Annotated in this window: 16 protein-coding genes; 6 read left to right on the top strand and 10 right to left on the bottom strand. The window is 59.5% G+C overall.

The features are described 5' to 3' along the window. Positions 1–193: 193 nt before the first annotated feature. On the bottom strand, positions 194–1,084 hold the full coding sequence (locus CFB24_RS10970) for a hypothetical protein (RefSeq protein WP_141098427.1): 891 nt from the start codon (positions 1,082–1,084) through the stop codon (positions 194–196). 281 nt (positions 1,085–1,365) lie between these two features. Between CFB24_RS10970 and CFB24_RS10965 the strand changes: the two genes are divergently transcribed. From CFB24_RS10965 to CFB24_RS10955, 3 genes are read left to right on the top strand one after another with little or no spacing between them, the layout of a single operon-like run. Further along, entirely contained in the window at positions 1,366–2,250 is an 885-nt protein-coding gene (locus CFB24_RS10965) for a 3'-5' exonuclease (protein WP_088520650.1), read from the top strand. 57 nt (positions 2,251–2,307) lie between these two features. Then, the gene (locus CFB24_RS10960; RefSeq protein ID WP_141098426.1) at positions 2,308–2,691 is read left to right on the top strand and encodes a hypothetical protein; all 384 of its coding nucleotides are present in this window, start codon (positions 2,308–2,310) and stop codon (positions 2,689–2,691) included. Between the two features lie 49 nt (positions 2,692–2,740). Further along, positions 2,741–3,106 carry a hypothetical protein gene (locus CFB24_RS10955; protein ID WP_088520648.1) on the top strand — a complete coding sequence of 122 codons (366 nt, stop codon included), beginning with the start codon at positions 2,741–2,743 and terminating at the stop codon, positions 3,104–3,106. 114 nt (positions 3,107–3,220) lie between these two features. On the opposite strand, the gene CFB24_RS22540 is transcribed toward CFB24_RS10955, so the two are convergent. From CFB24_RS22540 to CFB24_RS10915, 9 genes are all read right to left on the bottom strand, one after another. Further along, positions 3,221–3,439 (bottom strand): ECs_2282 family putative zinc-binding protein, encoded by a 219-nt coding sequence (locus CFB24_RS22540; protein ID WP_141098425.1) that lies wholly within the window; start codon positions 3,437–3,439, stop codon positions 3,221–3,223. A 289-nt stretch (positions 3,440–3,728) separates the two neighbouring features. Continuing rightward, positions 3,729–4,250, bottom strand: a complete 522-nt coding sequence (locus tag CFB24_RS10950; protein WP_088520647.1) for a nucleoside 2-deoxyribosyltransferase — start codon at positions 4,248–4,250, stop codon at positions 3,729–3,731. A gap of 3 nt (positions 4,251–4,253) precedes the next feature. Then, the gene (locus CFB24_RS10945) at positions 4,254–5,285 is read right to left on the bottom strand and encodes a YaaC family protein (protein ID WP_088520646.1); all 1,032 of its coding nucleotides are present in this window, start codon (positions 5,283–5,285) and stop codon (positions 4,254–4,256) included. A gap of 48 nt (positions 5,286–5,333) precedes the next feature. After that, positions 5,334–8,564 carry a type I restriction endonuclease subunit R gene (locus CFB24_RS10940; RefSeq protein WP_088520645.1) on the bottom strand — a complete coding sequence of 1,077 codons (3,231 nt, stop codon included), beginning with the start codon at positions 8,562–8,564 and terminating at the stop codon, positions 5,334–5,336. Beyond that, on the bottom strand, positions 8,561–9,670 hold the full coding sequence (locus tag CFB24_RS10935; protein ID WP_088520644.1) for a restriction endonuclease subunit S: 1,110 nt from the start codon (positions 9,668–9,670) through the stop codon (positions 8,561–8,563). Before CFB24_RS10935 ends, CFB24_RS10940 begins: the two co-directional genes overlap by 4 nt. A gap of 444 nt (positions 9,671–10,114) precedes the next feature. Beyond that, positions 10,115–13,867 carry a vitamin B12-dependent ribonucleotide reductase gene (locus CFB24_RS10930; protein WP_088520643.1) on the bottom strand — a complete coding sequence of 1,251 codons (3,753 nt, stop codon included), beginning with the start codon at positions 13,865–13,867 and terminating at the stop codon, positions 10,115–10,117. 346 nt (positions 13,868–14,213) lie between these two features. Beyond that, the gene (locus tag CFB24_RS10925; RefSeq protein ID WP_088520642.1) at positions 14,214–14,948 is read right to left on the bottom strand and encodes an LrgB family protein; all 735 of its coding nucleotides are present in this window, start codon (positions 14,946–14,948) and stop codon (positions 14,214–14,216) included. Beyond that, positions 14,945–15,298 carry a CidA/LrgA family protein gene (locus tag CFB24_RS10920; RefSeq protein ID WP_088520641.1) on the bottom strand — a complete coding sequence of 118 codons (354 nt, stop codon included), beginning with the start codon at positions 15,296–15,298 and terminating at the stop codon, positions 14,945–14,947. The genes CFB24_RS10925 and CFB24_RS10920 overlap by 4 nt, the downstream gene beginning before the upstream one ends. A 132-nt stretch (positions 15,299–15,430) precedes the next feature. Further along, the gene (locus CFB24_RS10915; RefSeq protein ID WP_088520640.1) at positions 15,431–16,312 is read right to left on the bottom strand and encodes a hypothetical protein; all 882 of its coding nucleotides are present in this window, start codon (positions 16,310–16,312) and stop codon (positions 15,431–15,433) included. A gap of 219 nt (positions 16,313–16,531) precedes the next feature. Between CFB24_RS10915 and CFB24_RS10910 the strand changes: the two genes are divergently transcribed. The 3 genes from CFB24_RS10910 to dnaE all read left to right on the top strand — a co-directional run bounded on the left by CFB24_RS10910 (position 16,532) and on the right by dnaE (position 22,303). Continuing rightward, positions 16,532–17,824 carry a lipoprotein-releasing ABC transporter permease subunit gene (locus CFB24_RS10910; RefSeq protein WP_088520639.1) on the top strand — a complete coding sequence of 431 codons (1,293 nt, stop codon included), beginning with the start codon at positions 16,532–16,534 and terminating at the stop codon, positions 17,822–17,824. Continuing rightward, entirely contained in the window at positions 17,817–18,506 is a 690-nt protein-coding gene (locus CFB24_RS10905) for an ABC transporter ATP-binding protein (protein WP_088520638.1), read from the top strand. Before CFB24_RS10910 ends, CFB24_RS10905 begins: the two co-directional genes overlap by 8 nt. Positions 18,507–18,835: 329 nt before the next feature. Next, the gene (dnaE, locus tag CFB24_RS10900; RefSeq protein WP_088520637.1) at positions 18,836–22,303 is read left to right on the top strand and encodes a DNA polymerase III subunit alpha; all 3,468 of its coding nucleotides are present in this window, start codon (positions 18,836–18,838) and stop codon (positions 22,301–22,303) included. Positions 22,304–22,317 lie beyond the last annotated feature (14 nt).

The following is a 22,317-nucleotide window of genomic DNA, read 5'->3' as shown; positions in this document are numbered from 1 at the left end:
ACTGATCTCGCTATACGCACCGCATTTACTAAGGCGGGCGTAGTGTTCGTCCATGCCGCCAGCGAGCTTGGCGGCATGGACGTCGTCTCCGGGGCTATTATTATAAGTGATCCTCAGTGATCGCTGCCGCTTATGTAATTTATCGATTTTGCTGCGGCAGTTTATTCTAGGAGTGTCACTTTCCTCAGTCGAGTTATTCGTCTGGCGCCGCGAGAATTTCCATGGCCTTGGCGTGGGCGCGGATTTCAGACGCAAATTCGGGGAATTTCGCGCACCATTTTTCGGTGTCGGCGTCGGACGGCTGTGTTTCAAAGTTCGCGCTGAACGCCATCAGGCACATGGCGATGGCTGCGCCATTGGGGTTGTGATCCTTGATGTCAACGTAGATCTCTGTCTCGTCATCGTCTTCGTCGAGTGCGGTTGCGAATCCGCTGTCCAATATATGGCTTTCGAAATGTTTCCGCAGGCGCTGCTTTCGCTTTTTGCGCGCTTCGCAACTGATGTTCGGATCTTCCTTGCCGGTTATCAGCTCCTCATATGCTTCCTTTAAGGCTGGAGGCATGGCTGCTATTGCGTCGCGGAATGCTTTGGGCAGGTGTTCTGCGTTATCCAGACGGAATTCGTGCATATCGGGGAGATATTCGGCAAAGTTCGGGATTTTGTTGATTTTGTTAACGGCGTCAGCGACGCGGAATCTTATTTGATTATAAAATACAATGTTGGTCCATTCATTGCTGTCTTCATCCAGAAATAGAATTTTATCCTCGATTTGTTTTATGGCGTCTTCGATGACATCCATGCGGCGGTTCATCTGTATGATCCTGACCCTGTAGCGCACGGCGCGATGGATGGTCAGTTTGACCGCTTTGTCGATGTAGTTCTTGATTCTAAGGCGACCATCACCGAATGACCTTGCCGTAATCATCATTTTGATGAGGCTTGCTGGCGGATTTGCAGCGAATATCTCGCTCCATGAGCCCAGTGTTTCTTCCCATGTTTCAGGCAATGGGTTGTTATCCATGAATGCCGGCCAAGCCGCAAAATCGTTAATATCTGGAAATTTCCATCTGTTATCAGTGGGCATTACTTGAATTCCCGGCTTCCACGCTGTTTTGGCGCGCGGATTGCTATCAAGCCGGCATCATCGGGCGGCCCGTTTAAAAAATGCTTTTGATCCTGGATTTTCCCTAGAAATCCGAACAGAGGTCGAACAAATTTGCCCCATGCGAACGGCGGACCGGGTGGCTGGTCGCCTGACGCCCTGGACAACACCCGCGGGAGAACTGCGCCGCTTGTTGGGACATATATAGAACATCTGAGCGTTTTTCCGGGGTTTTTCCAGCCGCATGTGAAAGGGCTGCGTAAATGTCCGATCATGATGAAGTCATCGAAGTTCTCGAAAAAACTGGCGATTATCGCGTCCTGCGCCGTGTTGACCTGTCGGCCATTCCGGTCGTGGACATTCCGGCGGATTTTTCGCTGCAATGCGTGGTCGTGCTCGACGCCGAGACCACAGGGCTTGACCCGGATCGCTGCAGCATCGTCGAGCTGGCGCTCCGGGCGGTCTGGTATGACGAGGAGTTCCGGGTGGTCGCCCTGGGCGAGCCCCGTTCGTGGCTCGAAGATCCGGGCGAGCCTCTTTCTTCGGAAATTCAGAAGCTTACCGGCCTTAACGACGCAGACCTACACGGCAAGGTCATCGACGCCGCTGCGGTTATGGATATCGTTTCCCAGGCGACGCTTGTCGTTAGCCACAACGCGCTGTTTGATCGGCGGGTGTTCGAGAAGCGCTTTCCGCTGCTCAGAAACCTGCCATGGGCTTGCAGCTGCAGGGAAATTCGCTGGGCTGAGCGCGGCTTTGACGGGCGCGGCCTGGGATCGCTGCTCATGCAATCCCGGTTGTTCTCGGACAAGGCGCATCGTGCTGGCGCCGACGTGGACGCCGTGATCGTTCTCCTGATGCAGCGGCATCAAGACCAGACGGCGCTTGCCGAGCTTGTCGCCGCGGCTGGTCGCACGACGTGGCGGGTCTCCGCCATTGGCGCGCACTATGACCTCAAGACGTACTTGAAGGAGCGGGGATATTTCTGGAATCCCCGCGAGTGCTTCTGGTGGCGCGAACTCGAAGAGAGCCAGCTTGAGGCTGAGAAGGCGTGGCTCGCGTCCGCCGTGTATGCGCCTCGCCACTATCCGTCTGCCCCTGCGCCCGCGATCGAGCGCATCACCTCCCGCGAACGTCATCGCCGCTGAGTGTTGGTGGCGGCGCTGCGTGGCGCCGCCGTTGCGGAATTATCGTCGGGGGTCAAAATGGCGAAGTTGCACATTTATCGTCGCGGCGGCGTTGTTCACATGTCGTCCGAAGCTCAGACGGCGCATGAATATATCGCTGGTAGGCCGACGGATATCCACGGACTTGCAGGCGAAATCACCAGCCTTCGCGCCGTCTTGGCCACGCCCTCGCCAAAGCTTTCGCCACGGGCGCTCGCGGGCGTTGCTCTCAGCATCGACATGGTTCGCATGCTCATCGCTGCGCTGCCGTCCGAGACGTTTGCCGACCTGGATTTCAAAGAGCTGATTTTTCAGGACCGTGAGCCGCTCCTCGGTGAGACTGCCTTGCTGCCGGTCCTGCTGGAAGCCTCTATCCGCGCCGATCATTACCGCCTTGCTGGCGCTCGCGCGAAACTCCGCTGATCCCCTTGAAATATTTTTTTCCGGCGATGTCCCCGAGAGGTCAATTCCAATGATTCAACATTACAAGTGGGATGCGGACGGCGTTGAGATGTCTCCAGAGGTGGAGGCCGCGCACGTTCTCATGGCCGGACGTATCTATTCCGTTCATTTGCTCGTCGCCGAATTCATGATTCTGGACCTGGCGCTCAGACGCAACGAATTCAGTTCCATTCCCCTTCGCACGGGTGTTGCGAGATCACGTGATATCGCTGTCCTGCTGGCGGCGGCGGTGGCCGCCGAAGATCGCAAGGAGGTTGCCAGCAAGAGGAACTTGCTGGCGATGGTGGAATCGTCGCCGTCTCCCCTGCAGCGTCTCTCGCGCTTGCTGGAAGCGTCGATCGCTGCGGATGAGGCGGCCCTTCGATCAAAAAGCTGAGACTTCGCTGGAAATGAGACGAATTTATCTTATAAATTATTTATTGAAGATTGATAAATATCAATGGCAAAATATTTATATTTCGCCATTGACGAAAAGAGATAATTGCCTGAACTAATTTTTTAATGACATATTTTCGCAGCCTTTAATTGCATTGCCTATTTCTTCGGCTATTCTTTTCTTCATATTGGAAATAAACTCACCGAATGTTCCCAGTGATTGATTGCAGTCTGCGCACTTCACAGGAGTGTCATCTGTGGGTTTGTCCGTGGGCAATACGACGGTTCCGCCGCATTTTGGACATTTCACTTGTTCTTGATACACATCGGTCATTTCATTCGCCCTTTAAGTTTTTGGGAATTTAATTTTTTAAGAAAAATTTGGTTTTGTCTACTGATGCCCGATCACAAATCTTTATTTAGTTCGATTTTTTTATCATCTCGGATGAATTCGTAGATTAGATTTGTCAGCGCATCCATCGTTGCCCTACGACACCGCGCCTCAATATCTGAACCGCTGTTTTACTTAAAGCTTGATTTCCGGTGTAATCACATCAGATGACGATAATAGAGGTCGTTGAGGTTGCTGACAGCATGCCTGTCAAGCCCCTCATTCAGCGCCCTTATCGCTGGTATAAGTTCACCGCGTCGATGAGTTCATTCATGGCGCTTTCGGAATCTGTATATTTGATAATATTACGTATTGCAGGTATGCCTAGCGCCATTAACGAGACGATACCTTCGCCGACTTGCAGGTCGTGTTCAGTTTTGTCCGGGTTTACATAATGTTGGCTCTTAACTCGATTTGTTCCATAGTCTCCGATGAAAAGGATTACTGGTTTTCCGGCTGCTTCAGCTATCTGGAGTTCAACTCCAAGGCCCGTCGAAGGGAAGCTGGCATCGGCGACAATGAGGTCGGCTTGTTCTACCATCTGCCTGTCCCAGGCGTAGCATAGCGTTGCGCGCTCCGTGTATGGCTTGGTCTTAAGTTGCGAGTCACTGTCAACGAGCGCGTATTTCACAGCTTTGATATGCGCCAGCGCACGTAATTGACTTGCAATTCCATGTATGAAGCTAACATATTCAGAGAATACAGCTTGCGGTACGTGCGTAAGTCCGCATGCTATATATATTTCCATTTTCATGATCTAGCTCGGGATGCGGACGTTAGGTATCATTATTTGTTGGCCGGTCATTTCGCAGGCGATTTCATCTATGAACTGAGTTCTTGATGTGCTCAAGAATTCGCTCAGGAGCCAGTTCTTTTGTCCATTTAAGAATGAGAGCAATTCATCAGGGCGATACCTGCATATTTCGCTTAATCTGTGCATCGCGGCTAGCGTTAATGTTATTGACTGCCTGCCTATGGAGGTCTTATGTTTTAACTTCACGTACCATAGTGCGTTCGCGCCATTTATATAGTGAATCACTTTTCGTAAGGTGGCGCTCAATTGTCTGAGGCTGTCAAGTTCGGCTGTTGTGGGAGCATTTTGCGTTGCCCAAACGACGTGACCGCTTGAAACTAGGCTCTTGCTGCCGTCTGGATTTGCAGCCAACTCCTGCGGCAGGTTCTTTTTGAACTGGGTCCAATTGGCTTCATCAACCGGTCTGGCAAAAAATCTAACTTCGTTATTCGCGTCTCTAATGAAGCTCAAATCTTTGAGCGGTAGAAAACGCTCTGGCTTTCGCGGATAGCTCAGGCAGTATGTTCTGTGTATGTAGGCGAGATTATAAAGCACATCCTCCAAGCTATGTTGCTGTCTTGTCTCTTGCTCTGAAAAATACACGCTTAGGGCAGGAACGATGCCCGCCGGTTTGATGGCAATGCCTTCGTTGCTCAGGACTACCTTTGCATTCGGGCCGCGCATCTGATGGCGTGAAACTCCGTGGTGTGGAGAAAATTGTTGGCCCTTTGCAGATAGTAAGGCTTTGGCAGCATTCATAAAGCAATAGTAAAGCACGAGTGGCGCTGATTCTATCGGCAGCCCTATTGATGCCTTATAGAATTCGTGAGCCTGACGCCAATAGAATAGAGCTTCATCTTTATGATTTCGCCGCAACCATAGATCTACATACACGAACGGATCATTCGTTAGAACGGTTTTAACCTCAAACTGCGGCGCTGAAATGGCTTTATGAAGCCTAAGAACCTTAGCGCCGTATCGGATTCGGTTTGTCATCGTCAAATTTTACATTCTTGTTAGAAATTTTGTGTGTGCTGCATGTGACTAGACATTTAGGTCGGTTAGGTCGATCTTCTTGCCGTCCTTGACCAGTTCATAGATCAGATGGGTGAGCGCATCCATGGCTTGCCGGTCCGACTTCAGGACGATCTCCGCCAATGTCCTATGCGACGAGAAGGCGCGTACGACTGCCTGCTGCACAGCGCCGGGTAGGTTGCCCTTGAGCGCCTGTTCGCGTGGGTTATTCATCACCTGCGCGACCACAGTGTCGTTCTCACGGGTGATGTCCACGACGTGGTTTACGAGCGCGACCTGATCGCTCAGAGGTGTCGTCTCGCCGAACAGCCTGTTCAGGCGGTCGATGATCTCCTTGAGATAACCGACCTCATCGACCGTCACTGTTTTTCCGCCAGGCCCGATGGGCTTTAGGACGGGCGGCTTGTCATCCTCTATGTGCTCCTCGGCTTTGAGTTTGATGTCGAAGCCAGTCAGGACCAAGCCTTTCAGGTCGATGTTTTCCGAAGGCTCGCCGTTAAGGCGCTTTTGTAGCAGCTTGGCGAAGGCGGCGAAGTTTTCCAGCTCTGGGTCGCCGAAGTCGAGAAGTTGGGCGACGTAGGCGTAGGTTCGGCAGAATCGCCCGAGTCCGTTTTTGAATTGTAGCAGCTGCTTTACCCGCTCGGCATAGTCCTGGCGCTGGTGGTCAGCGGCTTTCATGGCGTCGTCGGCGCCCTTCTTCCGGGCTTTTTCGAATTCACCTTCCCACTTCTCGACGGCTTCGCGCAGCATTTTCATCTGGTTGTTGAAGACGTTGGTCGGCCTCTCCGTGGCGGCGTACAGCGCCTTGTGCTGTGGGTCCTGCGCCTTGGCGAAGTCTTGTATGCTCCTGAAGCGCGCTTGCTTGAAGGCTTCGAGGTCGTCGTCTTGGTAGATCGGCTGATCGTCCAGCGCGCTCTTGATCTCGTAGACGACGTTGGGGTCTTGAATCTCGTCGATCTGGGCGCCTGCGTCGTATTTTAGGAACGCAGCCTTGACCGTCTTGGGATCGTTGACGAAGTCGATTACGAAGGTCTGGTCCTTGCCGGGAGCTATGCGGTTGAGGCGCGAGAGGGTCTGAACGATCTCGACATCGTTGGCGATTTTTTTATCGATGTACATCGCCACGAGCATGGGCTGGTCAAAGCCGGTCTGAAACTTGTCCGCGACTATCATCACGCGGTATTCCGGTCGCTTGAATGCCGTGGCCAGATCCTGGCCTGCGATCTCAGGATTCATGCTGATTTCGGTGAACTCTGCGGCCTCATCGACCACGAAGGTGTCCTTCGCTAGCTGCGGGTCATCATTGTGCATCACCTGCTTGCCGGTGAGTGATCCTGAGAATGCGACCAGCGAACGGATGCCAGCGTGCTCGGGGTGCTTGGCGATGTAGGCGTCGAATCCCTTCTTGTATCGGATGGCCGCGGCGCGCGAGCTGGTGACGACCATTGCCTTGGCCCTGCCACCCAGCAGGTGGGCGACGCTCCGGGCGAAGTGCTCGACAATGAACTGCACCTTTTGGACGACGTTGGTGGGATGGAGCGCCATCCATTCCGCGAGCTTTTTCTTGGCTTTTTTGCCCGTGACGCGCTTGTCGTCATCGACCTTCTTGGCGATGTTGAAGGCGGTCTGGTAGGGCACGTAGCCTTCCAGCACATCGCGGATGAAGACCTCGTCGATCGCCTGGCGCATCGTGTATCGGTGGAACGCCTGAGGCTTGTTGTCGTCGCTGGCGGGCTTCTTCGGATCCGCAGGGCGTCCGAACAGCATCATGGTTGAATGCTTCGGCGTCGCGGTGAACGCGAAATGGCTGATGTTCTGCGCGCGGGCGCGCGATTCCTGCATTTTTTTCAGCAGCTCTTCGATCGTCAGGTCGCCCATGCCGCCTTGGCCGCCGATCGCCAGCGCTGCTTGCAGTTTTGCCGCGACGGTTCCTGTCTGGGACGCGTGAGCCTCGTCGATGATGACGGCGAAGTTTTTGCCCTTGAGCGCGTCCACCGTGACGATTGCCTCCAGCGCATAGGGGAAGGTCTGGATGGTCACGATGATGATCGGCGTGTTGCTGAGCAGGGCTTTGGCTAGCTGCTTACTCTTCGACTCCGAGGATTTCTGGCGGTCAATGGCGGCGATGACGCCAAACTGGTGGTCGATCTGCTTGACGGCGTCCTGCAGCTGTCCGTCGAGGACCGTGCGGTCGGTGACGATCACCACGCTGCTGAAAATGGCCTCGCCGTCGTCGCTGCGCAGCTTGATCAGGTCGTGCGCCGTCCAGGCGATGGTGCTGGTTTTGCCGGAGCCGGCGCTGTGCTCGCAGAGGTACTGCATGCCTGCGCCGTTGGTCTTGGCGTCGGCGATCATGGCGTTGACCGCAGCCCATTGGTGGTAGCGTGGGAAGATCAGCGTTTCCTTCTTCGACCAGTTGCCCTTCAGGTCGACGACGTCCTTCTTCTCGACGTAAACGAAGCTATGGAAGATGCGCAGCCAGGAGTCGCGCTGGCAGATCTGCTCCCAGAAATAGGCGACGCGGTATTCGCCGTCGTCGCGCGGCGCATTGCCTGCGCGGCCATTGTTGCCCTGGTTGAAGGGCAGGAAGAACGTGTTTTCGCCGTCGAGCTTGGTCGTCATCCGGATTTCGGTCTCGGACATGGCAAAATGCACAACGGCGCCGCGCTTGAAGGTCAGCAGGGGCTCACGGCGCTTTGTTTTCGGATCGACCGGCAGGCGATCGGTCTTGTATTGCTCCACCGCCAGATCGGCTGACTGGGTGAAGTCGGTCTTGATCTCGATGGTGGCGACCGGAATGCCATTGATGAACAGCACCAGGTCGATCGCGAGGTTGCGCGTGGGGTGGTACTTCAGCTGCGGCACGACGCGCAGTCGGTTGGCGGCGTAGCGCTTCAGCACGTCCTTGTTGCGCTTGTCCTCGGGCGCTGCCTCGGAGATGTCTATCTGGCCGCATCCAGCGATCTGGAAGCCGTTGCGCAGCACGTCCATGATGCCGCGATCTTCCATAACCTTGGCCAAGCGATCCATCAGGACATCGCGCGCCTTCTCGCCGTTGCCCTGGACAAGTTTGTCCCATTTCTCCGGCTGGGTGTCCTGCAGCCAGCCTATCAGGTCGTCGGCATAGAGAGCTCGTTCAGTGTCATAGCCGGACGTGGTGCCGACCAGCCAGCCTTGCGCCTTGAGCTTCGAGACGATGTAGTCCTCGAAGTGTTTCTCTTGATGGGCAGTGTTGCTCATAAGGCATTCCGAATGTCGATTTGGCCGGTGACGGCAGCTGTTATGAAGGCTGAGCGCCGCTCCTTGAGCAATTCGATGCTGCGTTGAGTTTTTGTTGCAAGCGCGTCTATTCGTGGGATGGCTGCATCGATGTATTCGGCAATTTGAATTTGTTCGACTTTTGGCGGTAATAACACCTGAAGTTCTGACAATGATTCTCGATTTATTTTAGGCATTGCGACTCGGTCGGACTCAAGAATAGCCCATGCAGTGAATGGTTTAGACAGCATTAAATAATATAGCCACTTTTCGGTGGCTAAATTTGTGCATTCTAATGGGTACATATCAGCACTGCATAATCCGTCACAGGGTGCAATGGTGACTTTTGCCAAAGCAGGGCGAATTTTTGAATAAATGACATTGCCTTTTCGGCATATATATTTTCCGCTTTCTGCATTTTGTTGTAATGCAGTCTCTAGGTTAATCAGTTTACCAGTCGAGCTTTCTATGTGATTGGGGGCAATAAGCACCATGGAGCAGTAAGGTTCATTGCGCGGATCTACTAAACCCTCGGTAACTCTTGCAATTCTACAGAATTTTATAGATTTCCAGTGTTGTGGAACCTTGGATGTCCATGTATTATCGGAATCTTTCATAGGTGTGTTAGGGTCGGTCCCCTTTGTAATTGCATGTGTTATGAGCGTTTGGCGCTTCTCTTTCAATATTTCAAGGAAGCGTGTTTTTTTTGAAATTAGTGCGTCTATACGGATGACTTCCCGTTCAATTCGGTCCGCGATTGATTTTCGCGCTTCTGATGGAGGTAGGTTGATAGGAACATTGCCTATGGCGTCTTGACCTAGCCCATATCTGGTTATTCCTGGCGCTTCTATAAAGAAGTGCGCCTTTGTTGGGTGCGATTCAAAAATGCGATGCAATATTCTGGCTGTATCGAAATCAGATGAACGTATGATAGTAAGGTGATAGCCACAGACAACTCCCGGCATATCATTGATTACTAGGGAGGGGATTCCGATGTCAGAAGGGTCCTCTGAGTCCTTTGTGATGATAACGTCGCCTTTTTTCAATGCAAACGCTTTAATTTCGTCGGAAGACGCCGTGGCATCCATGAATTCAATTTCATTACTTATGAAACGAGAAGTTCATCTTTCTCTTTTTCCGAGAGTGCCATGAATTCCTGGAAACGTCGTTCATCATCGTCTGCGTCTTTGATCATTTTTGAGTCAACCTTCGATTTGGCAAACATTAAATGCGGCAGTCTTTGCTCCCCGTTCGCATGTCGGCGATGTTTGTGTTTTTGTGATCATTTGTGGGTTTGAAAGACGCAAGAAATCATTCTTCGGATTTTTTGCGTCTTTGCGATTGTTTGCCCCAACATTGGGCGTTGTTGGCGGTGATAGGTGCACGCGTAAAACCCGGCAGATTGCTCTGCCGGGTTTTCTTTATTTTTCAGTCTTTTAGCTGGTTTACGGAAAAACCAGATTCAAATTTGCGGAAGGAAAACGGGGTTTTGCGGAAAAACCACGTTCAAAACGACAATTGGGGGCTCTCCATCAGGAGCAGCCCGTCGTTGATCCGCATGTCTCGCACTTTAGGCAGGTGCCGTTGCGCACTAGCGTGAAATTTCCGCACTCGCCACACGCCTCTCCAACGTATCCCTTCATCCGTGCTTCTGCTCTGCGCGAGTCAGATGAAACAGGCGTCTTTCTAGAGTAGGCGAGGCCGCCCGATGTAGGATCGTCACCGGCGTCATCGTCTCTTGTCGGCGGCGTCCAGGTCAGCGTGTCCATCAGGCTCGGGGCCGTCGGCTCGACCAGGGCGTCGGGCTTCAGCGCCGTCGCGCCTTTGGTCGCAACCGCCACCGTCGCCGGCTTTTCCATCGGGCGGTCGGTGCGCACCAGCATCAGCTTGTCGGTCTTGTTGCGGACGAAGCCGCGCGAAACGTAACGCTGGGTCTGGTTGGGCTGCGCTTGCGGCGCGCGGCTCTGGTCGTCGCCGGCGCCCATCGCCGTGGCGCCGATGTCGGAGGGATCGACATGGGCGAGGTCGGTGCGGCCGAGATAGGAGATCGCCAGTTCGCGGAACACATAGTCGAGGATCGACGTCGCGTTCTTGATGGCGTCATTGCCCTGCACGAATCCCGCCGGCTCGAAGCGGGTGAAGGTGAAGGCGTCGACATATTCCTCCAGCGGCACGCCATATTGCAGGCCGACCGAGATGGCGATGGCGAAATTGTTCATCAGGCTGCGGAAGGCGGCGCCTTCCTTGTGCATGTCGATGAAGATCTCGCCGATGCGGCCGTCCTGGTATTCGCCGGTGCGCAGATAGACCTTGTGGCCGCCGACCACCGCTTTTTGGGTGTAGCCCTTGCGCCGGTCGGGCAGCTTTTCACGCTCGCGACGGCGTTCCACACGCTCGATCACGCGCTCGACGATGCGCTCGGCCACCTGGGTGGCGCGGGCCGGCTGGCTCTGCGCCATAAACGCTTCCAGGGCGTCGTCGTCCTCGTCGTCCTCATCGGCGATCAGCTGCGAGTTCAGCGGCTGCGACAGTTTCGAGCCGTCGCGATAGAGCGCGTTGGCTTTGAGCGCGAGGCGCCAGGACAGCAGATACGCGTTCTTGCAATCCTCGACGCTGGCGTCGTTGGGCATGTTGATGGTTTTCGAGATCGCGCCGGAAATGAACGGCTGCGACGCCGCCATCATGCGGATGTGGCTTTCGACCGACAAATAGCGCTTGCCGGTGCGGCCGCAGGGATTGGCGCAGTCGAACACCGCATAGTGCTCGAGCTTGAGATGCGGCGCGCCTTCCACCGTCATCGCGCCGCAAACGTGGATGTTGGCGGCCTCGATCTCGGCCTTGGAAAAGCCGAGGAACGGAAGAAGCTCGAAGCTGGGATCGTCCAGCTTTTCCTGAGGGACTTTTAGCGTGGTCGTCAAAAATTCCGCGCCCAACACGAATTTGTTGAAGGCGAACTTGATGTCGAACGCTCCGCCGAGGCTCTTTTCAAGCGCGGCGAGCTGGGCGTCGCCAAAACCTTTGGCCTTGAGCGTGGTCGGGTTGACGCTCGGCGCCTGGGCAAGATTGCCGTGGCCGACCGCGAACACCTCGATTTCCGCGATCTCCGCTTCCGTATAGCCGAGGGCGCGAAGGCCTTCGGGAACGGCGCGGTTGATGATCTTGAAGTAGCCGCCGCCGGCCAGCTTCTTGAATTTGACCAGGGCGAAGTCCGGTTCGATGCCGGTTGTGTCGCAATCCATCACCAGGCCGATCGTGCCGGTGGGGGCGACGACGGACACCTGCGCGTTGCGATAGCCGTGCTTTTCGCCCAGCGCCAGCGCGCGGTCCCAGGCCTTGCGGGCGTGGTCGATCAGGCGTGGGTCGGGGCAGGAGGCGGCGTCGAGCGGGACCGGATTGACCGCGAGGCCTTCATAGCCGCTGCTCGCGCCATGGGCGGCGCGCCGGTGGTTGCGGATCACCCGCAGCATCGGGGCGGCGTTGCCGGAATAACGCGCGAAGGCGCCGAGCTGTCCGGCCATTTCGGCGGAGGTGGCGTAGCACACGCCGGTCATGATCGCCGACAGCGCGCCGCACAGGCTGCGGCCCGCGTCGGAATCATAGGCGAGGCCCGACGACATCAAGAGCCCGCCGATATTGGCGAAGCCGAGGCCGAGGGTGCGATAGTCGTAGGAAAGCTGGGCGATTTCGCGCGACGGGAATTGCGCCATCAGCACGGAGATTTCCAGCACGACGGTCCAAAGGCGCACGGCGTGCTCGTAGGCGGCGACGTCGAACTGTTTGGTCTCGGGATCGCGGAACTGCAGCAGGTTCAGCGAGGCCAAGTTACAGGCCGTGTCGTCGAGGAACATATATTCCGAGCACGGATTGGAGGCGCGAATCTCGCCGCCGCCGGGGCAGGTGTGCCAGTCGTTGATCGTGGTGTGGAACTGCAGGCCGGGATCGGCCGAGGCCCAGGCGGCGTAGCCGATCTTGTCCCAGAGGTCGGCGGCGCTCAGCGTGCGCGCCACCTTGCCGTCGGTGCGGCGGATCAGATCCCAGTTTCCGTCCTGCTCGACCGCGCGGAGGAAAGCGTCGGTGATGCGGACGCTGTTGTTGGAATTCTGGCCGGAGACGGTCAGATACGCCTCGGAATCCCAGTCGGTGTTATATTCGACCAGGTCGAAATCGGTGTAGCCCTGGCGGGCGTATTGCAGCACGCGGTTGATGAAGCTGTCGGGGCAGTTGGCGCGGCGGGCCAGCTTGATTTCGCGCTTCAGCGCCGGGTTCTTTTCCGGGTTGAAGCAATCGTCGCCGGGGCCTTCGCAATTCACCGCAGCCTTGAACACGGCCTTCATGTGCTTGCGCAGCGATTTGGAGCCGGCGACCAGGGCCGCGACCTTTTCTTCCTCGCGCACCTTCCAGTCGATAAACGCTTCGATATCCGGGTGGTCGGCGTCCACCACCACCATTTTCGCCGCGCGCCGCGTGGTGCCGCCGGACTTGATCGCGCCCGCGGCGCGGTCGCCGATTTTTAAGAACGACATCAGGCCGGAGGACTTGCCGCCGCCGGACAGGCGCTCGTTTTCCGCGCGCAGCGAGGAGAAGTTCGCGCCGGTGCCCGAGCCGTATTTGAACAGGCGCGCCTCGCGCACCCACAGATCCATGATGCCGCCCTCGTTGACGAGGTCGTCCTTCACCGACTGGATGAAGCAGGCGTGGGGCTGGGGATGCTCATAGGCCGAGGCCGAGGCGGTCAGGACGCCGGTCTCGTGATCGACATAGAAATGGCCTTGGCCGGGGCCGTCCACGCCATAGGCCCAGTGCAGGCCGGTGTTGAACCATTGCGGCGAGTTCGGCGCGGCGATCTGGCGGGCCAGCATGTAGCGCATTTCGTCGAAAAACGCCTGGGCGTCGTCCTCGGAGTCGAAATAGCCGCCTTTATAACCCCAATAGGTCCAGGCGCCGGCGAGACGGTCGAACACTTGTTTCGCCGAGGTTTCGCCGCCGAAACGCTGCTTTTCCGGCAGTTGCGCCAGCGCCGCCTCGTCGGGAACCGAACGCCACAGGAAGGAGGGGATGGAGGTTTCTTCCACCTTCTTCAGCCGGGCGGGGACGCCGGCCTTGCGGAAATATTTTTGCGCGAGCACGTCGCAGGCCACCTGGCTCCAGGCGGCCGGGGTTTCGATGCCGGTCTGGGAGAAGACGGTGGAGCCGTCGGGATTGCGGATCTCGCTCTTGGTCTCCCGGAACTCGATGGTCTGATAGGGAGACTGGCCTGTCTTGGTGTAATGCCGCTCGATCCGCATGGATGATCCCGCCTGAATTTGGCACTGGAGTGGAACGCCGGACGCGCGCAACCGTTCGCGCCGGGAATCCCCCGGCGACGCGCGGAGAACGCGACCGATCTGAACGCTTCGCTTGAAGAGACGCGCCAGACGCGTCATCGGCCTCGCAGCGGGCGAACCCATGCGAAAACCGTGTCTTCAAGCAATGATGAATAATGGTAGGACGGCCCGCCGATGTCGTCAAGATATTGTGGGTGAGTTATCAACCGGCCCTACAAGTTGGGGATTCTGGGGATGGATTTCCATCCCCGCTAAGATTTCCTTTACTTTTCGCCCCAAGGTCGATTAGGCGGTCGGCGGTTGCGTCCTACAGGCCCAGCAAAGGCCGCAGAAGCGGCAGAATCACGCTGGTGAAGGCGCCGTTGAGGCCCATGCCGATGCCGCCGAACGCGCCCGCGACCGAATCGACATGGAAGGCGCGCGCCGTCCCGATGCCGTGCGACGCCACGCCCGCGGCCATGCCGATGGCGGCCGAATCGCGGATGCGCAGCAGCCGCATCAGCGGGGTCAGGATCAGCGCCCCGAGCACGCCGGTGATGATCACAAGGCATGTCGTTAGGAAGGGCGCGCCGCCCATATGTTCCGACAGGCTCATGGCGATGGGCGAGGTCACCGACTTCGGCGCCAGCGAAGCGATCAGCAGGTTGTCGCCGCCCATCAGCCGGGCCAGCAGCGCCGCCGAGAAGATGGCGACCAGCGCGCCGACGGCGAGCGAGGCCAGGATGGGCAGGGCGCAGGCCCGCACCTGCGCCCAATGGCGATAGAGCGGGATGGCCAGCGCGACCGTCGCCGGCCCCAGCAGGAAATGGATGAATTGCGCGCCGGCGAAATAGGTTTCGTAGCTGGCGCCGGTGAGTTTCAGCGCGACAATGATCAGGGCCGCGGCGATGGCGACCAGATTGACGGCGGGATGGCGGTTGGCGGCGATCGAAATGCGGTCGGCGAGCACATAGGCGATCAGCGTCAGCGTCAGCCACAGCAGGGGGCTGGAGGCGAGATAGACCCAGAGGTCGGCCTCGTGGGCGAGCAGATTGTCGATCATGATTTCTTGGTCAGCAGCTGGAAGGTCAGGGCGGTGGCGGCGAGCGTGAGCGTGGTCGAAACCACCAGCGTCACCGTGAGCAGCAGCGCATATTGCGAGAGCACGTCGAAATAACGCATCACGCCCACGGCGGCCGGCACGAACAGCAGCGACAAATGGCCGAGCAATTGGTCGGACACGGCGGCGAGCGGCTTCGGCACGGCTTTTTCGCCCTGGCCGCCGCGAATGAGCAGGAAGAAGAACAGTAGCCCCATGCCGACCACGGGGCCGGGCAGGGGCAGGGCGAAAAAGCGGCACAGGCTTTCGCCCAGCAGCTGACAGAGAAAGATACCGGCGAGGGCGGCGATCATGACGAGGCTCCGGGGGGCGTCTGGCGCCGCTAGCGGACCATGGCGGCCTCAGGGGTATAAAGGTCCGCGCCCCGCGGCTTCAATTGCATTCTCCGAATGTGTCCTGCTCTTGTCGCGCAACGGAGGGGCGCGTTACGCCGCCGCCTGCTGCTGCGTCGGCGTTTCGGGGTTGCGCCAGCGGCCCGCGCGCACGGCGCTCGGCTGCGTCAGCAGCGCGACGAAATTTTCGCGGCTGGTCAATTCGATCGGCAGGCCGCGCAGTTGCGGCGAGGGGCCGCGGAAGTCGAGCGCGGCGAAGTTCAACGCCGCCAGACGCCGCGCCAGCGCCGCCACGGCTTGGCCGAGATCGGCGCGGTCATTGGCGAAAAAGCCCTCGACCGTGAAAACGCCGCCGACGACGACGCCGACCAGCGCCGCCCGCGTGTCGCCGCCCGCGCGCCATTCCACGCAATGAGCGAGGCCATGGGCGTAAAGTTCCTTGAGGGCGGCTGGGCAGGCGGGTTTGCGCCCGGCGCCGGTCGCCTGGGCCTCGCACAGGTCGAGCAGGCGGACGAAGTCGCGGTCGAACCGCGTTTCGCCGGCATCGGCGGCGCCGGCGTCGGGCAGCCGCAGGCTCGCGGCCGGCCTGACGATGGCGCGCCAGGGCGGCGACCACAGGGCGACGAAGCCGGGCAGGGCGTCGAAACACAGGCCCTGGGCGTAAAAATCCATCGCTGCCTCGCCGTTGGGGATCGGCGCGACGCCGCAGAATCCGTCGGCGCGCGGGCGCGAGGCGGGAACGGTGTGCAGGAATTTCCGGCCGGCCATGGCGGCGAGCGCCCGCAGCGCCAGCGGCAGCCGGTCGGGCCGCATCCAATAGGCGATTCGCCGCGCGAACCGTCCGAGGTCGGTCTGTTTCGCGGCCGCGGGGGCCGGCGGCGCCTCGCTGATCCCTTCCGCGAACAATTGCGCGATATGCGCAGCGCGCTGGTCGAGCGGCAGGCGGGCGATTTCCTGCAGGTGGAGGTCGGACATGAGCGGCTTCCCGTAACTGGCGCGAACGCCTTGAAAATCAAGCTGTCCGCTTTGTCGCAGGCCCGGATTGCCGCTGCGTTGGGGAAAAATCTAAAATGCCGGTATAAATCGCTAAAGGTTTTGCGCCATTGTCCGCGTGGCGCGAATCGAGGAAAGAAGAGTCTTCTTTTGCCCGCAATTCTCGCCTAACTCGCGCGAAGCTGAAGAGACCGGGGCGCGATGATCCGCTTGCTGAACACATTATTTGGCCGCGACGGGGCCAAGCCTTTCGGGGCCTATGAACGCATGCTCGCGCTGCGCTACATGCGGGCGCGGCGGCACCGTTTCCTGCCGTCGGCGATCGCCGGGCTGTCCGTCACCGGCATCACCGTCGGCGTCATGTCGCTGATCGTGGTGATGGCGGTGATGAACGGCATGCGCGCCGAACTGGTCGGCAAGATCATCGGCGTGAACGGCCATTTCTTCCTCCAGCCGATCGACACGCCCATGACCGACTACAAGGAGGTCGCCGCCAAACTCGAGGCGGTTCCGGGCGTGCGTCGCGCCATTCCCATGGTCGAGAGTCCGGCCGGCATTTCTTCGCCGACCCAGCAGACCGGCGCCCTGGTGCGCGGCGTGTCGGGGGAGGATCTGAAGCGGCTGCCCGGCATCGAGGGCAATATCCGCCAGGGCACGCTCGAAGGCTTCGACGCGTCCGGCGGCCTCGCCATCGGCCAGCGCATGGCCGACAATCTCGGCGTGCGCGTCGGCGACACGGTTTCCATTTTGACGGCCAAGGGCGCGCAGACCCCGTTCGGGGTCACGCCGCGCATGAAAGCCTATCCGGTCAAGGCGATCTTCCAGTTCGGCCTGTCGGATTTCGACCAGCTGTTCGTCTATATGCCGCTGGAGGAGGCGCAGGTCTTCTTCAATAAAGAGGGCGAGGTCAGCGTGATCGAGGGATTCGCCGCCGATCCCGAGAAGATGGACGACCTGCGCATGAAGATCGAGGCCGCCATCGAACGGCCCAACATCCTCACCGACTGGCGCCAGCGCAACAAAGGGTTCTTCGACGTGCTCAAGGTCGAGAGTCAGGCGATTTTCCTGATCCTGGCCATTATTGTCGCCGTGGCGGCGCTGCTGATCGTGCAGGGGCTGATTCTGCTGGTGAAGGACAAGACCCGCGACATCGCCATCCTCCGCACCATGGGCGCGACGCGCTGGGCGGTGCTGCGGATTTTCATTCTCACCGGCGTGGCCATCGGCCTGATCGGCGTGACGCTCGGCGTCGGGCTGGGCGTGCCGCTGGCGCTGCATCTCGACGGCGTCCGGCAGTTCCTCAACCGCGCCTTCAGCCTCAACCTGTTCCCGGCGCAATATTATTTCGGCCTGTCGCAATTGCCGACCGTGGTCGAGCGTCACGAGGTGATCGCGGTGGCCTTCCTGACGCTGGGCCTGTCCTTCGTCGCCACGCTTTATCCCGCCTGGCGCGCGGCCCGGCTCGACCCGGTGGAGGCTTTGCGCCATGAATGAGCCGATTCCGGTCCTGACCCTCTCGGGCGTGACGCGCCGCTATTCCGAGGGCGACGGCTTTCTCGAAATCCTGCGCGGGGTCAACGGTCAGCTTTGGCCGGGGCAGGCGGTGGCGCTGGTCGCCCCGTCCGGCGCCGGCAAGTCCACCCTGCTGCACATCGCCGGTTTGCTGGAGCGCCCGGACGGCGGCGCCGTGGCGATCGACGGCTGGGACGCCTCGGGCCTCGACGACCGCGCCCGCACGGCCTTGCGCCGCGACCGCATCGGCTTCGTCTATCAGTTCCATCACCTGCTGCCGGAATTCACCGCGCTCGAAAACGTCATGACGCCGCAGTTGATCGCCGGCCTGAACAAGGCCGAGGCGCGCGAACGGGCGATGGAATTGCTGGATTATCTGGGGCTGTCGCCCCGCGCCCATCACCGCCCCTCCGAACTCTCCGGCGGCGAACAGCAGCGCGTCGCCATCGCGCGGGCGGTGGCCAACGCGCCCGCGCTGTTGCTGGCGGACGAGCCGACCGGCAATCTCGACCCGGAAACGGCGGAAAAGGTGTTTTCCGCGCTCATGACCCTGGTCCGCGCGACCGGCCTCGCGGCGCTGATCGCAACGCATAATCTCGAACTGGCGGGGCGCATGGACCGGCGCTGGACGTTGCGCAATGGATTGCTGGTTGAACTTGAGTAAAATGCAACCCGCGCCCTCGCCGTCGCGCTGGCTCATTTTGGCACGCTGGCGCGTTCGTCCTTGTTATTCCATTAACCTTGCGCGTCCGTCCTGCCTTAAGCTCATCCACAGAAACGGCGGAGTTGTCCACATGGGCGATCCGTCGCAAGACTCTGTATTGCCAGCGTCTCGTCGTCTGGATAAAAAAATTGATCCTGATCAAATCGTGACGGGAACGAAACACGACCGTTGCAGGAACGTATTGTTCCGTCCCAGCATGGGCGCAAAATCGCTGGGCGACCGCGCGGGCCGCGCTCTCTGCAACCTGAGGTTTGGATGGAGATTGGGACATGACGTCGCCGCTCGATGAGGTAATCGAAAAAGTCGGCTTCGTCCACCTTCATGCGCACACGTCGTTTTCGTTGCGCGAAGGCGCCTTGCCGCTGGCGAAACTGCTGAAGCTCGCTTTGGCGGACGGCCAGCCGGCGCTCGCCATCACCGACACCAACAATCTATTCGGCGCGCTGGAATTCGCGGAGAAGGGCTCGAAGGAGGGCTTGCAGCCGATCCCCGGCGTCCAGCTCGCGGTGGATTTCGCTGACGCCGAAAGCCTGCGCGTTCCCGGCGAGCCGCTCGCCGGCGACGCCTCGCTGGGCAATCTGGTGCTGCTGGCGATGGACGAGGCCGGCTATCTCAACTTGATGAAGCTGGTGTCCTCGGCCTGGACCGGGGTCGATCCCGGCGACGTCGCCCATATCACGCTGGCGCAGCTGCGCGAGTCGAACGAGGGCCTGATCGCCCTGACCGGCGGCCCGTCCGGCCCGCTCGACCGCGCCTTCGTCCTGCACAAGGACGAGGCCGCCGCGGCGCGGCTCGACGCGCTGTCCGACATTTTTCCGCGCCGGCTCTATATCGAGTTGCAACGTCACGGCACCGCGCGCGAAAAACAGGTCGAGCCGCTGCTGCTCGATTGCGCCTATCGCCGCGACCTGCCGCTGGTGGCGACCAACGAGCCTTATTTCGCCGCCAAATCCGACTATGACGCCCATGACGCGCTGCTGTGCATCGCCGAAGGCGCGCTGGTCTCCGACGACAATCGCAGAAAACTGACGCCGGAACATCGCTTCAAGACCCGCGCGGAAATGCTGGAGCTGTTCGCCGATCTGCCCGAGGCGACCCGCGCCACCGTCGAGATCGCGCTGCGCTGCGCCTTTCGCCCGAAGACGCGCGGGCCGATCCTGCCGAATTTCACCGAGGGGACCGACGAGGCCGCCGAATTGCGCGCCCAGGCCATCGCCGGCTTGAAGGCGCGGCTCGACGCCCATGGGCTGGCGCCGGGCCAGACGCCGGAGGATTATGACAAAAGGCTCGAATTCGAGCTGTCGATCATCGAGAAGATGAAGTTTCCCGGCTACTTCCTGATCGTGTCGGACTTCATCAAATGGGCGAAATCGCAGGGGATTCCCGTGGGTCCCGGGCGCGGCTCCGGCGCAGGCTCGCTGGTGGCCTATTCGCTGACCATCACCGATCTCGATCCGATGCGCTTCTCGCTGCTGTTCGAGCGCTTTCTCAACCCCGAACGCGTGTCGATGCCCGACTTCGACATCGACTTCTGCCAGACGCGGCGGGAAGAGGTGATCGGTTATGTGCAGCGGCGCTATGGCAAGGACCGCGTCGCCCAGATCATCACCTTTGGTTCGTTTTTGGCGCGCGGCGTGTTGCGCAATGTCGGGCGCGTGCTCGAAATGCCGCTCGGGCAGGTCGACAAGCTCGCCAAAATGGTGCCGCAGAACCCCGCCGCGCCGGTGACGCTGAAACAGGCGATCGAATCCGAGCCGCGCCTGCAGGAGGAGGCGGAACGGGATTCCAAGGTCGCCAAACTGCTGGAGATTTCGGAAAAGCTCGAAGGCCTGTATTCCAACGCCTCGACCCATGCGGCGGGCGTGGTGATCGGCGACCGGCCGCTCGACCGGCTGGTGCCGCTGTACCAGGACCCCAAGTCCGACATGCCGGCGACCCAGTTCAACATGAAATGGGTCGAGCCGGCCGGTCTGGTCAAATTCGACTTTTTGGGCCTGAAGACCCTCACCACCCTGGCCACCTGCGTCAATTTGCTGAAACTGCGCGGGATCGAGCTGGACCTGTCGAAAATTCCGCTCGACGACGTCAAGACTTACGAAATGCTCGGGCGCGGCGAGACCGTCGGCGTGTTCCAGCTGGAAAGCGCGGGCATGAGGAAGGCGCTCGCCGAAATGCGCGCCGACCGTTTCGAGGACATTGTGGCGCTGGTGGCGCTGTACCGACCCGGCCCGATGGCCAACATTCCCACTTATTGCGCGGTGAAGCTCGGCGAGCAGGACGCCGACTACATCCATCCAAAAATCGAATGTGTGCTCAAGGAGACGTTCGGCGTCATCATCTACCAGGAGCAGGTGATGCAGATCGCGCAGATCCTGTCCGGCTATTCGCTCGGCGAGGCCGACATGCTGCGCCGCGCCATGGGCAAGAAGATCAAGGCGGAGATGGACAAGCAGCGCGTCCGCTTCGTCGAGGGCGCGGTGTCCGGCGGGCTGGACCACGCCAAGGCCGACGAAATCTTCGACCTGCTCGCCAAATTCGCCGACTACGGTTTCAACAAGAGCCATGCGGCGGCTTACGCCTTGGTCGCCTACCAGACCGCGTGGTGCAAGGCCAATCACCCCGTGGAGTTCATGGCGGCGTCGATGACGCTCGACAAGAGCAACACCGACAAGCTCGCGGAATTCCGCAACGAGTGCATGAGGCTTGGCGTCAAGGTGGAGCCGCCGTCGATCAATTATTCCGGCGTCGATTTCGAGGTGCATCCAGACGCGGAAGGCGCGCTGACCATCCGCTATGCGTTGTCGGCGGTGAAGGGCGTGGGCGAGGGGCAGGCGGCGGCGCTGGTCGCCGCCAGGGGCGGCGACAAATTCGTCAGCCTGGCGGAAATGGCCCAGCGGCTGAACCCCCGCGAGGTCAACAAGAAAGTGCTGGAAAGCCTGGCGGCGGCCGGCGCCTTCGACGAATTGGAACGCGACCGCGCCAAAGCCTTCGCCAGCATGGAGAAGGTGCTGGCCCACGCCAATGTGGCGCAGGACGAGGCCCGCGCCGGCCAGAATGCTTTGTTCGGCGGCGGCGAGCCCGAGCCGTTGCGCCTGAATAAATGGGACAATTGGTCGGCCGAGGAGCGGTTGAAGCACGAATTCGACGCCATCGGCTTCTTCCTGTCGGGCCATCCGCTCGATTCCTATCAGGCGGTGCTGCAAAAGCTGCGGGTGCGCAACTGGGCCAGCTTTTCGCGCGCGGTGAAGCAGGGGGCGTCGGCCGACCGTCTCGCCGCCACCGTGCTCGACCGCGCCGAGCGCCGCACCAAATCCGGCAACAAGATGGGCATCGTCACCCTGTCCGACGCCTCCGGCCAATATGAGGCCATTCTGTTCCAGGAGGGGCTGAACCAGTTCCGCGAATTGCTGGAAAAAGGCGCCTGCGTGCTGGTGACGCTGGATGCGCGGCTCGACGGCGACGATGTCCGCGCCCGCATCACGCTGGTGGAAAAACTCGACGAGGCGGCGGCGCGCATCCAGAAGGGATTGCGAATCGCGCTGCGCGACGGCGCCGCTCTGCCGGCGCTGGCGGAGCAGTTGAAAGGCCGGCCGGAGGGCGAGGTGACGCTGCTGCTGCGCCTCGACGAGGATTCGCGCGAAGTCGAGGTCAAGCTGCCGGGCAAGTATGCGATCAATCCGGCGGTGTCGAACGCGATCAAGACCTTGCCCGGCGTGGCCGAAGTGGAGCTGGTTTAGCGCCTGCCGTTTCG

This window comes from Rhodoblastus acidophilus (assembly GCF_900187365.1).
GTDB classification, from domain to species: Bacteria; Pseudomonadota; Alphaproteobacteria; order Rhizobiales; family Beijerinckiaceae; genus Rhodoblastus; species Rhodoblastus acidophilus.
The sequence above is the reverse complement of the archived record's forward strand: the minus strand, read 5'-3'. Positions and strand labels throughout refer to the sequence as shown.

Excerpts from the sequence above, each read along its gene's own strand:
- CFB24_RS10970 (WP_141098427.1), bottom strand. The coding sequence starts at position 1,084 with ATGCCCACTGATAACAGATGGAAATTTCCAGATATTAACGATTTTGCG.
- CFB24_RS10965 (WP_088520650.1), top strand. The coding sequence starts at position 1,366 with ATGTCCGATCATGATGAAGTCATCGAAGTTCTCGAAAAAACTGGCGAT.
- CFB24_RS10960 (WP_141098426.1), top strand. The coding sequence starts at position 2,308 with ATGGCGAAGTTGCACATTTATCGTCGCGGCGGCGTTGTTCACATGTCG.
- CFB24_RS10955 (WP_088520648.1), top strand. The coding sequence starts at position 2,741 with ATGATTCAACATTACAAGTGGGATGCGGACGGCGTTGAGATGTCTCCA.
- CFB24_RS22540 (WP_141098425.1), bottom strand. The coding sequence starts at position 3,439 with ATGACCGATGTGTATCAAGAACAAGTGAAATGTCCAAAATGCGGCGGA.
- CFB24_RS10950 (WP_088520647.1), bottom strand. The coding sequence starts at position 4,250 with ATGAAAATGGAAATATATATAGCATGCGGACTTACGCACGTACCGCAA.
- CFB24_RS10945 (WP_088520646.1), bottom strand. The coding sequence starts at position 5,285 with ATGACAAACCGAATCCGATACGGCGCTAAGGTTCTTAGGCTTCATAAA.
- CFB24_RS10940 (WP_088520645.1), bottom strand. The coding sequence starts at position 8,564 with ATGAGCAACACTGCCCATCAAGAGAAACACTTCGAGGACTACATCGTC.
- CFB24_RS10935 (WP_088520644.1), bottom strand. The coding sequence starts at position 9,670 with ATGGATGCCACGGCGTCTTCCGACGAAATTAAAGCGTTTGCATTGAAA.
- CFB24_RS10930 (WP_088520643.1), bottom strand. The coding sequence starts at position 13,867 with ATGCGGATCGAGCGGCATTACACCAAGACAGGCCAGTCTCCCTATCAG.
- CFB24_RS10925 (WP_088520642.1), bottom strand. The coding sequence starts at position 14,948 with ATGATCGACAATCTGCTCGCCCACGAGGCCGACCTCTGGGTCTATCTC.
- CFB24_RS10920 (WP_088520641.1), bottom strand. The coding sequence starts at position 15,298 with ATGATCGCCGCCCTCGCCGGTATCTTTCTCTGTCAGCTGCTGGGCGAA.
- CFB24_RS10915 (WP_088520640.1), bottom strand. The coding sequence starts at position 16,312 with ATGTCCGACCTCCACCTGCAGGAAATCGCCCGCCTGCCGCTCGACCAG.
- CFB24_RS10910 (WP_088520639.1), top strand. The coding sequence starts at position 16,532 with ATGATCCGCTTGCTGAACACATTATTTGGCCGCGACGGGGCCAAGCCT.
- CFB24_RS10905 (WP_088520638.1), top strand. The coding sequence starts at position 17,817 with ATGAATGAGCCGATTCCGGTCCTGACCCTCTCGGGCGTGACGCGCCGC.
- dnaE (WP_088520637.1), top strand. The coding sequence starts at position 18,836 with ATGACGTCGCCGCTCGATGAGGTAATCGAAAAAGTCGGCTTCGTCCAC.